Here is a 12,504-nt window from a genome sequence, read left to right as displayed (position 1 = left end):
CTGTCTCCTTGACTAAGGCTGCTCAGACTCGGAGTTCCTCTTGCTGCTGAGATCGAACGCCTGCCTCGCCTGTTCAATGGCCGGGAGGTGCGCGATGGCCCATCGGCCAAGCGCTTCCACAGGGGTTCTTAGCGAATGCCCGAGGGAGGTCAGTGAGTAGTCAACGCGCGGCGGAATCGTGGCATAAACGGTCCGCGTAACCAGTCCGTCTCGTTCCAATCCCCGCAAAGTTAGCGTCAGCATTCGCTGCGAGATGCCGCCGATCTTCCGCTTCAGTTCGTTAAACCGCATGGGCCCCTCGGCAAGGAGCATGACGATGAGGACGCTCCACTTATCGCCAATGCGCGCGAGGACTATCCCCGCTCCCCGGCAGTCTCCAGGCAGATCTATCCCGTTACGTCTGTCCAACATTCCGGGCAAGTGGCCCTTGTGCTCGACAACCGTGCCAGTCGCATCGTCAGACTCCCGTTGAATGGTCGCAGGTAACATCGGTGTGCCTCCTTGTGGCGGACGCGAATGGTGGGTATGTTGGTCGCGAGCCATCACGCAATCGCGCCCATTGAATTCGGACTGTTCAACTCCGCGATGGGCAGCGCATACCATTGGAGATCCCCGAGTGACCACGAAGCTTCTTCACATTGATTCCAGCATCCTGGGAAACAATTCCGTCAGCCGTACCCTTTCGGCCGGCATCGTCAACAAGTTCAAGGCCGCGCATCCGAAAGTCGATGTCATATATCGCGACCTCGCCAGTTCACCCATTCCTCACTTGTCCGGCGCCTACTTCGCCGCATCCCGTGATCCCAAGGCGCCGAATGACGCAGCGCTTCTGCGGGATATTGAGTTGGGACGCGCCATCCTGGAAGAATTCCTGGCGGCCGACGTGGTGGTCATTGGTGTCGCATTTTACAATTTCAGTATCGCCAGCCAACTGAAGGCTTGGATCGACCGTATCGCCGTCGTGGGAAAGACCTTTCGCTATACGGACAGAGGTCCAGAAGGGCTCGTGACCGGCAAGCGCATCATCCTGGCCGTTGCACGCGGCGGGTACTATGGCCCCGGTTCGCGCAACGCGGCACTTGAGCACGCGGAAGCCTATCTCCGGAGCGTATTCTCGTTCGTGGGCGTGTCCCAGCTTGAAGTGGTCGCTGCTAACGGTGTGTCTGCAGGTGCCGAACAACGGCAAGTCGCTATCGAGCAGGCACAGCAACAGATTGACGATCTGCTTCCGACCTAAGTGGAACCGAGTTGTCAGGCCTAAGGAAACGGCAAGACACGATCACAGCTTTTCAGAGACCTTTCAAGTGCGAAACGTGTCGCACTTGAAAGGTCTCTTAGTCATCGTCGTCAAAACAGCTTGATCAAGCGGATCTGGCTAAAGCTGCCGACCTTTGCGTTGCGCGAAGTGGTTGTTGCCATGTATTGCAACGTCAGCGCCGCGTCAATGCCAGGCACCATCGCGGTATAGAACGCACCGGCATTGAGCGATCGGTATCGGCTCGGGCCCCAGGGATTGTTCGAGTCGTCCTGGTACTGTTGAACGAAGACGGTGTGCAGTCCGAATACACCAATCCCGGTCTTGTATGCTGCCGCGCCTTCCAGTCCGATCCAGTTTCCGCTGCGGAGGTCATTGTCCCGATTCTTCGTATTCAGGCCCAGGGTCACCTTTGCCGCGAAGGCGATGTCGGGCGTTGGCAGGTAGGCCATTTGCACCGACGGCCGCAGCGTATAGAAATTACCAGTGCCTATGTCGGGTGCAGGCGATGCGTTGTAGCGCCCTGTCGGAATGACGAGGGATGCGCCCAGCAATACGCGCAGCTGTTCGGTCGTATAGAGCCAGCCGCCTTGCAACTCCAGGTCGCCGATGCCCGATACGTCGCCACTGGAACTGGCTGCTTCGCCGGCAAGGGTTGACTGATATGTCGCCCCGAACTGGCTCGCGATGGCCCGCTGTGCGGCCGCGGGGACTGCAGGGTTCGCCTGCACGGCTGGCGTTGCGGCAGTAGCCCTGACCGATTGGGATTTGACGCCATACGGCAGAACGCCGCCGAACGCGAAGCGACCGCCGCCATAGTCCGCGTCGGTAATGTAGCCAACGCCGAGGTTGAACAGCTTGAAAGTGCCTGAGGCGGGGATCTGGGCGGTATTCGCGCCATAAGTGGGATACGCGCTCACGGGTGTCGGGGACGGAAGTGGAATGGCGCCACCGGGGATCGGCTTCGTCAGTGTGTTGCCGTCGTTGCCGGTCACCTTCCTGATGTCGATATAAGTTGCTGCGACGCCAACTGCGAGCCCGGCGGCATCTGGGGGTGTAAACATTTCCCCTCCGATGCTGCCTGCTATGTTGTACCGCACCTGAAAGTCTTCTCCGGCATGCGCGGTCATGCTTGCAAGGCAAATTATCGCCGAGATAGAAAGACAATAAACAGAAGTCTGCAACACAAGGGTCTCCTCCTTGTTATTCAGGTGGTGCAAAAAAAGCCCCGCCCGCCGAGGCCACGAACTGGCACCGGAAGGTTCTTATACTGTCTGCGGGGCGACTGGTGCCTTCAGGCGGCCTTGGGGAGGCGTATGTCGAGGCGTACCTGCGGCGGATCGATCAAATAAAGGGCGCGCTGGAGGATGTGCTCGGCTTGAGAGGCCGGGCCTTCGGCGAGCACGCATCGGTCAGGGCGGACCACCACCATCCAGTCGAGCGGGGCCACGCGGGGCAACACGACCTCGTCCAGTGCTTCAAGACGCCGGCCTTTGGGCGCGAGATGCTGCGCTTGGGCACGCTGGCACCATTGCCACACCTTGCCACCGGCGAGGGACCAGCGGACCATGAGCTCAGACGAGAGACGCGTCGCGGGGTCAAAGCCAAATCCGATGACTGCACACTCAAGCCCCAGGCAATCGTCGCTAAGTGTCGGGATTCCGCTTTCTGCCGGTCGGACCCACCCCTGTGGAAAGCTCGAACCGGCACGCAGCTTCTCGGTGCCGCGCACGCGCACAAACAGGCCTTTGTCGAAAGTGTTTGCCGGCTTCACTTTCAGGTCTTCGAACAGGGCACGGCCGCGCGGCAACAACCTTATCGCGCTCATGCACCCGTGTATAGCGAGTGCCGCAGCTCGGTTGCGTGGCATGACAAGTGCTCCAAGAAAGCGCGCCAGGTTGATGATCTTTCTTGCGTGAGGCCGGCGTTCCTGATCATAGCTGTCGAGAATCTGCTCGCTCGCCTGGCCGCGTAGCACCCACGCCAGCTTCCACCCAAGATTTGCCACGTCTCGCAGGCCGGCCACCAATCCTTGCCCGGCAAAAGGGGGGGTAATGTGAGCGGCATCACCGGCCAGGAAACATCGGCCTTTTGAGAACGATTTGGCTTCACGTGCGTGAAATCGATACACGGCGGTGCGTTCTATCTGGATCTTGTCTACATCGCACCACGGCGCGAGCAGATTGCGCACCGATTCAGGCCGCTCCATTTCCGCAGCGCTTTCGCCCGGCTTCAACATGAATTCCCAGCGCTGGCGGCCTCCTGGGGCGACCATATGCGGCGTTGGCCGCGCGGGGTCGCAGACGAACTCGCAATGGTCAATGGGATTCGGCACGCCAAGCGCGTCGACAATCAGCCAGTCCTGCTGGAATGTGCGGCCCTCGAAATCAAGCCCCAGCTCACGCCGGACCAGTGAACCTGCGCCATCGATGCCCACCATGTACTTCGCCCTGACCTGCAGGTCGGGGCCGCCAGCTGATTTCACGACGGCACGCACACAATGACCATCATCGACGAAGGACTGGAGTTCAGTCCCAAGGCGAACGTCCACGGTGCGGTACGCTGACAGCTTCTTGCGCAGCACGGCCTCCAGCTCTGGCTGGTAGAACGTGACGAGCGTCGGATGGCCGTCGACAATTCTCGCGCTATTGATGCGCGCAAAGCGGCCGAACAGTGGCGAGCGGTATTGCACCTTCGGAATCGCCACCGTGGCGAATTCGCCCTCCGCTACGCCCACGAGTTGCAGAATGCGCAGGGCCTCGTTGTCCAGCGCGATCGCGCGCGGTTTGGCAAAGATTTCCGTGGCGCGGTCGATGGCCAGGACGCGGATCCCGTAGCGGCCAAGCAGGTTGGCCAGCGCTGCCCCCACCGGCCCCAGTCCTACAAGCAGGACATCCGTATCAAGCATGTTCCCCTGCGGGGTCTTCGTGGTGTCCGTCATCATTGCTCCTGCCATGCGGGAATCACGGGATAGCGGGCTACCAGTGCTACCGCCGCCTCACGTGACGCGACCGGACCGGAGATATCGGCTATGGCGCCGCGCTCGGGGCAGAGGCGGGCCTTGACGCGGGTGTCGGACATGCCATCCTCGGCAAGCGCCGCCTGGATGACGTGCTCGATAGTGAGCAGCCGCAGGTCTGGCTTGGAGACCTTGCCGACGGCGGTAAGGGGCAGTGTAGGCATGATTTCGATGCGTACCGGCACCGCCGCACGTTCAGGAATCCTCTCCCGCGCGTATTCCATCAACGCCTCGCTGCAAGCCTGTCCGCCTGGCTTGAGTATCGCGAAGGCCACCGGCAATTCGCCCGCATGGATGTCCGGCTGCCCGACCGCGGCGACCATGGCGACCGCGGGGTGTGCGGCGATCGCATCCTCGATCATCGACGGATCAATGTTATGGCCGCCACGGATAATCAGGTCTTTCGCGCGGCCGCACAGCGTGAGAGCTCCGTCCGCGTCAAGGCGGCCCAGGTCACCCGTGTTGAACCATCCGCCCTCGATCCAGATGCCGCGGTTGTCGCCTTCCCTTAGGTAACCGGGAAACACATTGGGGCCGCGTATGCCGATCACGCCGGTCGTACCGGCTTCGGCAAGTTCGGCGGGCCTGCCGTCTGCGCATAGCTTGAACAGCTTCAATTCCTGATACGGAATGCGGATGCCAACCGTACCGGCCTTGGGCGCGGCTTGTGGCGGGTTGACGGTCGATACGCAACTACCTTCCGTCAGGCCATATCCCTCGTGAATGCGAACGCCGGTGAGCTTTTCRAACTCGTGTGCGACCTGACTGGGCAGCGGCGCGGCACCGCAGAGAACGTGGCGCAAGGTCGGGACCCCGTCCGCAGGCAAAGGTCTGGAAAGCAGGGCCGCCAGGATGGTTGGTACGGCGGAAAACGTGGTGGTCCCGAACCGGTTGGCAATTTCCCAGAAGGCGTCCAGCAGGCCGGGCGTCCGGTACCCGCCCGCTGTCAGCATGACGATTTCCGAACCACTGTGAAGTGCGCCGAGTCCGGTCACCATGGCTCCATTGACGTGGAAAAGGGGCAATCCAGCCAGCATCACGTTGCGCCGGTCATCGATCCGTTGAAGGACCCATGCCATCACAGCTTCGTTCAGGTGACTGTGCACGGCCACCTTGGGATACCCGGTGGTCCCGCCCGTATGAAAATAGGCACACGGCTCGGTGGGCGTGAATCGCCGCCCGCTGATCAGCCGCGTACTGTCCGATTCGGCCAGCGCGTCATGGAAGTCGAGCACTTGCACGCCGGTACGGGCCGGCATCTTGCCGCGCGGGGTGTGGCCGCCGGAGCAGATACGCCCCCCCAGCGCGGCCATCGGGTCAACCTGCAGGATCGTATGGACCCGAGGCAGCCGGTCCGCGACTTCCACGGCCTTTTCCCAGATATTCCCGTCCGTCGTGGGCCCCAGGGCGATGACCACCCTGGCCCCCGTCTCTTCGCAGATACGGGCAATGAAGCTGGATTCCAGCATCGGGTTGATGGGGCTGGCAATGCCGGTAGCTTCCGCGCCCCATAGCGCCAGGTGGCCCTCGATCAGGTTCGGTAACAGGATGGCGACTGGCACCCCCGGAGTGACACCCAGGCGGTGGAGCGTATTGGCGGTGCGATGGATGCCCTCGAGCAATTCGGCATAACGGACATCGCGCGTCGGCGCGGAAGCGCTGCCGTCCAGCAGCAGCCGCAGGGCCACGCGTTCCGGCCAGCGCTCGCAAGCGGTCCGTAGTACATCGTAAGTGTTTGTGGCGCGGATCGCGTCCCGCCAGGGCGTCCGTTCGATCTGTTCCACGTCCTCCAGTCGCCTGACGACCTCTGGCATGGCGTTGATTGCAAGGCTACTCATAAGACTTCACTCTCATTCCAAATGCTGCGATGGGATGCCACGTATTTCGTCGCAACCTGCGTGGTCGTCATGCCGTGGCGATAACGGTGGTCTGCTCACCCAGGTCGATGGTGCCGTCATCCGTGCGAATCGAGGCCCGGATGCTATCGCCGGGCCGAAGGTAGGCGGGATTGGTCATGCCGCGGCGCACAAACATGCGCCATTTTCCGGCGTCGCTGAGAAAATGTTTCGCCATGAACATGGCGAGCTTGCCCGGCGCGCGGGCCGCGCAACCGGCAGGCGTACCGGTGGCGATCAGGTCGCCGGTGTGAACGTCGTGCATGGATGCCAGTTCCGTCAAGGTTGAAGCCGGCGCGTGGATCATATCGGCGCAGTAGGCATCCTGCCGGGGCTGTCCGTTGACATCCAGGCGCATCCGCAATTCCGGCCAACGTTGCCACTCTTCCGGTGTCAGCAATATGAGCCCAGGGCCAACAGGTCCGAAGCCGCGATAGCTCTTGCCCTTGTAGAACTGACCCTGCGGCAATTGCACGTCACGCGCCGACAGGTCATTGACGATGGTCACGCCGGCAAGCCAATCACCGAGAGCGTCAGGGCTGACCTTCACGCCAGGTTGCAAATCCCGCCGCAGCACCAGCCCGAGCTCGATCTCGTAGTCGAGCAGCTTGACGTGGGCTGGGGAGGCAACCGGAGCATCCGCGGCCGTGATGCATGAGGATGCCTTCGTGAAGATGGTGTTGAAGGGAAAATTCTCGACACGCAGGCCGGATTCCATGACGTGGCTGCGGTAGTTGACCCCCTGGCAGAGGAATTGCTGGTTCTGCGTGACGGGAGCCAGAAGCTCGACGGCCTCGCGCGGAATCGTTGCCTGTGCCGCCGGCACTTGCCAGATGCTTTGCCAGTGTTTGGCAAGCAACTCGCCTGTGGTCGCGGCGTTGACCTGCAACGGCGCGATGCGTGCGCCAAAGAGAATGCCCCATTGCGGGCCATCCGTATGGATGTAGCGAATTACGGTACGAGACATGACACTTCCTAGGGAATTGCTTAGTTCTAAAGCCAGGGCCTGGCGGGTGCACCCAGCGCTGTTTCGATCAGCTTGAGCCGCGCCGGCGCAATTGCCTTTCGCTGTACCAGCCTCAGCACCTTCAGCACATTGCGCAAAGTCTTTCTTGGCTTCATGGAGGCTGGTGCGTCGGCACCCCAAGCCCAGATGCCGCCGAAATCAAGCGGCGAGTAAGCGGTTTCGAAATCCGCGGTGAACAGGTCGCCATCGGTGTAGTGCTCCAGCTCGAAGCCGTCCGGGTCGCGCCAGTAGTCGAACAGCTGGCTTCCCAGCAAGTGCCGCCCGATGCCCCACATGTGCGAATGGCCTTGCGCACGCAGCACCTGTTGACCTTGCCCGAGCGCATCGAGATCGATGACTTCGTACGCGCTGTGCTCGTATTTCTCTTCGATGCCACCCACCAGTACGAGGGTGTGGTGGTCAGCTGGCGCCTGGCCAAGGTCGAGCCGGCAGAAGGCCAGGTTGGGGCTGCCATCCGCGAGGTACTGCACATCGGTCGGAATGACACCAAGTACGGTCATGTACCACGCCGCCATGGCGGCAAAGTCCACGGTTTGAAAGACAACATGACCCAGCCGGACAATACTGGCCGGCTCAATCGGGGTGCGAACAGTGCGGTTGACTCGCGGCGCATGTTGCCCCGTGTTGGTCAATGTCATGGGCGGGCGCATGGGCAGAGCTTCGACACGCTGCTGGCCTTGCACGAGCCAGACGCTGCGCCCGGAAGGATCGAATAGCTCGACACCGCGCCCGCCTCCGGGAATCTGCTGTTCGGACAACCACGTGGCGCCAATGCGATCGATGTACCGATTCAAGTCGGTATCGTCCGACATACGAAAGGCGGGCCCAACGAAGCGGCTCGCCGCCGAACGTTCGGCCACCGCAATGCAAGGGGCCGTCCCGACGCCACGGGCCGTGATCCGGTCAGGCGAAACGCTGACCAGATGCATGCCGAAATCGCGCCAGAAGCGTTCAGTCGCCGGCAGGTCTTTCTTTTCCCAGCGAAGGAACGCCAGTTCCACTGCTCTACCGAGCGGCTTTGGGCGAGTGAGCCGTTGCACGCCAGGTGGCAGCCGGCTCTCCGGGTGAGACTCCGGCTGGCGGAGCATGACAGTCGATTTGGGCATGAGGTCTCCAACCGCTGAGCGGTCCGTTTGAGATTATTTTGGATCAGCACCATGCATGCAGGTGCTGCCAAGGAGGCGCCACGGCGCTTGCGACGTCGGAATGCGGGGGCAATCGACGTCGTGCATAGACGTGATAATAGTATATTTGTCATAATGACAAATAGCTCGTTAACACCTAGGGAGTGCGACAGGGGGGGCGGTCGCAGCGCCCCGCCGTGCGCAAGGTGCGGCGCGTTTCGCGTCGACCGGCCAAGGGATTGCATGCCGGCTGCCATACGAGCCGCATCGCCCGGAGCACTGGCGACCGAAATGGCTGCGGCCCAGGGTGTCTCCCGGTTCAGCACCGTACCGGTGCGCATTTGAGTCGGGTAAGCGACACACCGAAAGAGCCGGGTTGAGGACTTGGATACGCGATCGTCGGCGCGGGGCCGTGGCCCCCGGCCCCGCGCCGCGAGGACGGATTCTGTGGGGCAGCCAGCACTTCATCGAATACAAAGCCGGTTTGAACTGTGATGCGCGCTATCCAACACGGGCTGGGTAAGCCGAATCGCGGCCCAAAGTCCATGTGAGCAACGATCAGCTGAATACGATAAGCCGTATGGTGAGTGGCATTTTCGATAACCTATATCTTGCGACGGGCGGTCATTACGCTTCTAATGAGTTCGTGGCAGGCGAAGGCTGTCAGAGGGCGATATGCGCTGCACAAAATGCGGGTTCGAGAACCCCGCGGGAGGAAAATTCTGCGAGGAGTGCGGGCAAAGGCTTGCGCAGATCTGCCCGCAATGCGGCCATGAGTCCAGCCCCACAGCAAAGTTCTGCGGTTCTTGCGGCGCGCCCATGATGGAGCTGGCCGCAACGCCAGTCGCTGCCGCAGTGCCAACGCCCGCTGTCCCCGCACCGGTTCTTTACACGCCGCCCCATCTCGCCGAACGCATCCTCGCCGAGCAAGCCGCGATGGAGGCCAGGGGACAGGCTGCCGGCGAACGCAAGACCATTACGGCGCTGTTTGCGGACATGGCCGGCTCGACCGCCTTGATCCAGGACCTGGACCCCGAAGAGGCACGCGGGCTGATCGACCCCGTGATCGCGCTGATGATGGAGGCCGTGCATCACTACGAGGGATACGTTGCCAAATGCCTGGGCGACGGCATCCTGGCGCTGTTTGGCGCGCCGATTGCCCACGAGGACCACCCCTTGCGGGCGTTGTACGCGGCGCTGCGCATGCAGGAAGTGATGCGCCGCCATGGTGACCGGTACCGTCTGGAGCAGGGGGTCCCGCTGCAGATCCGGGTTGGCATCCATACCGGCGAAGTGGTGGTGCGCTCGATCCGCAAGGATGACTTGCGCGCGGACTACGACCCGGTGGGGCACACGATCCATATCGCCTCCCGGATGGAAGGCGTCGCAACACCGTCGTCGATCCTCGTTAGCGAGTCGACCCATAAGCTGACCGAGGGGTACTTCGCGTTCAAGGGCCTCGGGACCACCCACGTAAAGGGCATTCGGGACCCGCTTGCGGTCTATGAGGTGCTCGGCCTCGGCGCCATGCGCACGCGCCTGCAAGTGGCGGCCCATCGCGGTCTGGCGCGGTTTGTCGGCCGCCAGGCCGAATTGGAGCGCTTGCAGGAGGCGTCGGAGTCGGCCAGGGCTGGGCGAGGGCAGATCGTCGGGGTGGTGGGCGAGGCGGGTGTCGGCAAGTCGCGTCTGTACCACGAATTCAAGGCGCGCTCGCAGCGGGGCTGCATGGTGCTCGAAACCTTCTCGGTTTCGCATGGCAAGGCCTTTCCCTATCTGCCTTTGATCGACCTGTTGAGAAACTATTTTCAGATCACCGCGCAAGATGACGAACGGCTGTATCGCGAGAAAGTCACCGGCAGGTTGCTGACCCTGGATCGCACACTGGAGGACCATCTGCCCTATCTGCTTTACCTGCTCGGTATCAGCGAAGCGGGCTCGGCGCTGCCCAAGATGGATGCCACCATCCGGCGCCACCGCACCTTCGAAGCCATTGCACGGCTACTGGTGCGTGAGAGCCAGAATCAGCCGCTGATGGTCTTCTTCGAAGACTTGCAATGGCTGGACAGCGAGACCGAGGCCTTTCTCAATATCCTCATCGAGCATGTGCAGCGTACCAGGCTGCTTCTGCTCGTCAACTACCGTCCGGAATACGTGCATGATTGGGGCGGGAAACTTTACTACACCCAATTGCAACTGGAACCGCTGGGGCAAGCGGAGGCACAGGGCCTGCTCACGGCCCTGCTGGGAGACCATCCCTCGCTCGTGCCCCTGAAGCTGCTTATCCTGGCGAAGACGGAGGGCAACCCGTTCTTTATTGAGGAAGTCGTCAAGACGCTGGCCGAGGAGAGCGTCTTGCTTGGTCAGCCCGGCAGCTACCGGATCGAGAACGCCCCTTTGTCATTTCATATTCCGACGACCGTGCAGGGCGTGCTCGCCGCCCGTATCGACCGGCTCCCCGTCGCCCAGAAGGACTTGCTGCAGACCCTTGCGATCATCGGCAAAGAGTTTCCCTTAAGTCTGATCCAGCATGTCACAGCGCAACCGGAAGAGGAACTGCGCCCGCTTCTGGGTGACCTCCAGGCCGGCGATTTCATTTACGAGCGTCCCGCTTTCCCGGAAGTGGAATACGCGTTCAAACACGCGCTTACCCAGGAGGTGGCCGCTAACTCCCTGCTGACCGCTCAGCGCAGTGTGCTGCATGAACGCACGGCCCGGGCCATCGAGACACTGTTTCCAGGCCGGCTGAAGGACTATTGCAGCGAACTGGCTCACCATTACAGCAAGAGTGGCAATGTGCCGAAGGCCATCGAATACCTGCATCTGGCGGGCCAGCAAGCCTTGCAGCGTTCAGCACAGCTTGAAGCGATTCATCATCTCAGTGCAGCCCTCGAACTGCTCAAGTCCTTGGCAGACACCCCCGAACGCGCACGCGAGGAACTCACCCTGCTGCTGACCCTCGGTCCTGCCTGGATGGCCGCTCGAGGCTATGGTGCGCCAGAGGTGGAGGAGACCTACACGCGTGCATTGGCCTTGTGCGAACAGGGCGGGGAAATACCGCAGATCTTCTCGGCGCAGTTAGGACTGTGGTCGTTTTATCTATTGCGTGCGCAACTCAGTACTGCACACGCCTTGGCGCAGCGGCTGCTCGGTCTCGCGCAGGATAAACAAGATCCGGAACAGCTCGCGGAGGCGCACCGCATTCTCGGCGCCACCTTGTTCCGTCTGGGCGAGATCAGGATGGCCCGGACCCACATGGAGCAGGCGCTGGCACTGCACCGCCCCGATCGGAAAACATACAGCAAACTTCTACGTTATGCGCCGAACCTCGCCCTTCATATCGGGAGCACGCTAAGCTGGACGCTCTGGTTTCTGGGCTTGCCGGACCAGTCGCGTGCGCGCAGCGAGGAAGTGCTGGCGCTGGCCAGAAAGTCCTCTGATCCGTTCGGCCTTGCCTTGTGCCTGATCTTCGCGGCCGAATTGCACCAGTACCGGCGCGATGTGCAACTGGCGCGGGAGTACGCAGACGCCGCCATCGCGCTTTCAAGCGACCAGGGGTTCCCCCTCTATCTGGGTTGGGGAACGATCCTGCGCGGCTGGGCGCTGGCCGAGCAGGGTAGTCATGAGGAGGGCATCGCGCAAATACAACAAGGCCTCCGCGCCCACGAAGCCACCGGAGCGACACTGGGTCGGCCGAGGCTTCTGGGACTGCTCGCCAACGCTTATGAAAAGGCAGGGCAAGCCGAGGCAGGGCTTGCTGTGCTGAGTGAGGCGCTGGCTCTGGTGAAGAACACGGGCGAGCGGTTCGCTGAGCCGGTTCTGCTTCGGCTCAAGGGGGAACTGATTCTGATGTTGTCCGGCGACAAAGCCGGCTCGTCCATCAGGGCCAAAGAAGCCGAAGCATGTTTTCAGGCGGCTATTGCCACTGCTCATGACCAGGGAGCCAGGTCAGTCGAGCTGAAAGGCGCGCTGAGCGTGGCCCGGTTATGGCAACGCTGCGGCAAGACGGATGCTGCGCGCTCGATCCTGGCCGGTATTCATGGCACATTCACCGAGGGGTTCGATACCGTCGACTGGCAAGATGCCAAAGTACTGTTGGAAGAGCTGACGTAAGCAGTCTGACCAGGCTCGCGGAGGCGTTTGCCGACGACACGTGGCTGGCCCTTCGGATCGCTGCAGGTGCTCAG

At 61.8% G+C, this 12,504-nt stretch carries 8 protein-coding genes; 2 read left to right on the top strand and 6 right to left on the bottom strand.

Annotated elements, in window-relative coordinates:
• Positions 1-12 precede the first annotated feature (12 nt).
• Positions 13-411 (bottom strand): winged helix-turn-helix transcriptional regulator, encoded by a 399-nt coding sequence (locus tag AC1DT6_RS10015; RefSeq protein WP_441630885.1) that lies wholly within the window; start codon positions 409-411, stop codon positions 13-15.
• Positions 412-616: 205 nt separating this feature from the next.
• Between AC1DT6_RS10015 and AC1DT6_RS10010 the strand changes: the two genes are divergently transcribed.
• A complete protein-coding gene (locus tag AC1DT6_RS10010) occupies positions 617-1,237 on the top strand; it encodes an FMN-dependent NADH-azoreductase (RefSeq protein ID WP_441630816.1) in 621 nt (206 codons plus the stop codon).
• Between the two features lie 110 nt (positions 1,238-1,347).
• Here the strand turns inward: AC1DT6_RS10010 and AC1DT6_RS10005 are convergent, their stop codons facing one another.
• The 5 genes from AC1DT6_RS10005 to AC1DT6_RS09985 all read right to left on the bottom strand — a co-directional run bounded on the left by AC1DT6_RS10005 (position 1,348) and on the right by AC1DT6_RS09985 (position 8,302).
• A complete protein-coding gene (locus AC1DT6_RS10005) occupies positions 1,348-2,442 on the bottom strand; it encodes a transporter (protein WP_441630818.1) in 1,095 nt (364 codons plus the stop codon).
• Positions 2,443-2,549: 107 nt separating this feature from the next.
• Entirely contained in the window at positions 2,550-4,199 is a 1,650-nt protein-coding gene (locus AC1DT6_RS10000) for a bifunctional 3-(3-hydroxy-phenyl)propionate/3-hydroxycinnamic acid hydroxylase (RefSeq protein WP_477104084.1), read from the bottom strand.
• The gene (locus AC1DT6_RS09995; protein WP_477114653.1) at positions 4,196-6,088 is read right to left on the bottom strand and encodes an acyl-CoA synthetase; all 1,893 of its coding nucleotides are present in this window, start codon (positions 6,086-6,088) and stop codon (positions 4,196-4,198) included. The genes AC1DT6_RS10000 and AC1DT6_RS09995 overlap by 4 nt, the downstream gene beginning before the upstream one ends.
• Positions 6,089-6,179: 91 nt before the next feature.
• On the bottom strand, positions 6,180-7,058 hold the full coding sequence (locus tag AC1DT6_RS09990) for a fumarylacetoacetate hydrolase family protein (protein WP_441630824.1): 879 nt from the start codon (positions 7,056-7,058) through the stop codon (positions 6,180-6,182).
• Positions 7,059-7,162: 104 nt separating this feature from the next.
• Complete coding sequence (locus AC1DT6_RS09985) at positions 7,163-8,302, bottom strand: VOC family protein (RefSeq protein ID WP_441630826.1); 1,140 nt, start codon at positions 8,300-8,302, stop codon at positions 7,163-7,165.
• 693 nt (positions 8,303-8,995) lie between these two features.
• On the opposite strand from AC1DT6_RS09985, the gene AC1DT6_RS09980 reads away from it, so the two are divergent.
• Positions 8,996-12,430, top strand: coding sequence for an adenylate/guanylate cyclase domain-containing protein (locus tag AC1DT6_RS09980; RefSeq protein ID WP_441630828.1), 3,435 nt, complete (start codon positions 8,996-8,998; stop codon positions 12,428-12,430).
• Positions 12,431-12,504: the final 74 nt, after the last annotated feature.

This window comes from Cupriavidus sp. 01L45 (assembly GCF_056399885.1).
This window is presented reverse-complemented; position numbering and strand designations above follow the sequence as displayed.

Coding starts and splice junctions, on each gene's coding strand:
- AC1DT6_RS10015 (WP_441630885.1), bottom strand. CDS start 411: ATGTTGGACAGACGTAACGGGATAGATCTGCCTGGAGACTGCCGGGGA.
- AC1DT6_RS10000 (WP_477104084.1), bottom strand. CDS start 4,199: ATGATGACGGACACCACGAAGACCCCGCAGGGGAACATGCTTGATACG.
- AC1DT6_RS09985 (WP_441630826.1), bottom strand. CDS start 8,302: ATGCCCAAATCGACTGTCATGCTCCGCCAGCCGGAGTCTCACCCGGAG.
- AC1DT6_RS09980 (WP_441630828.1), top strand. CDS start 8,996: ATGCGCTGCACAAAATGCGGGTTCGAGAACCCCGCGGGAGGAAAATTC.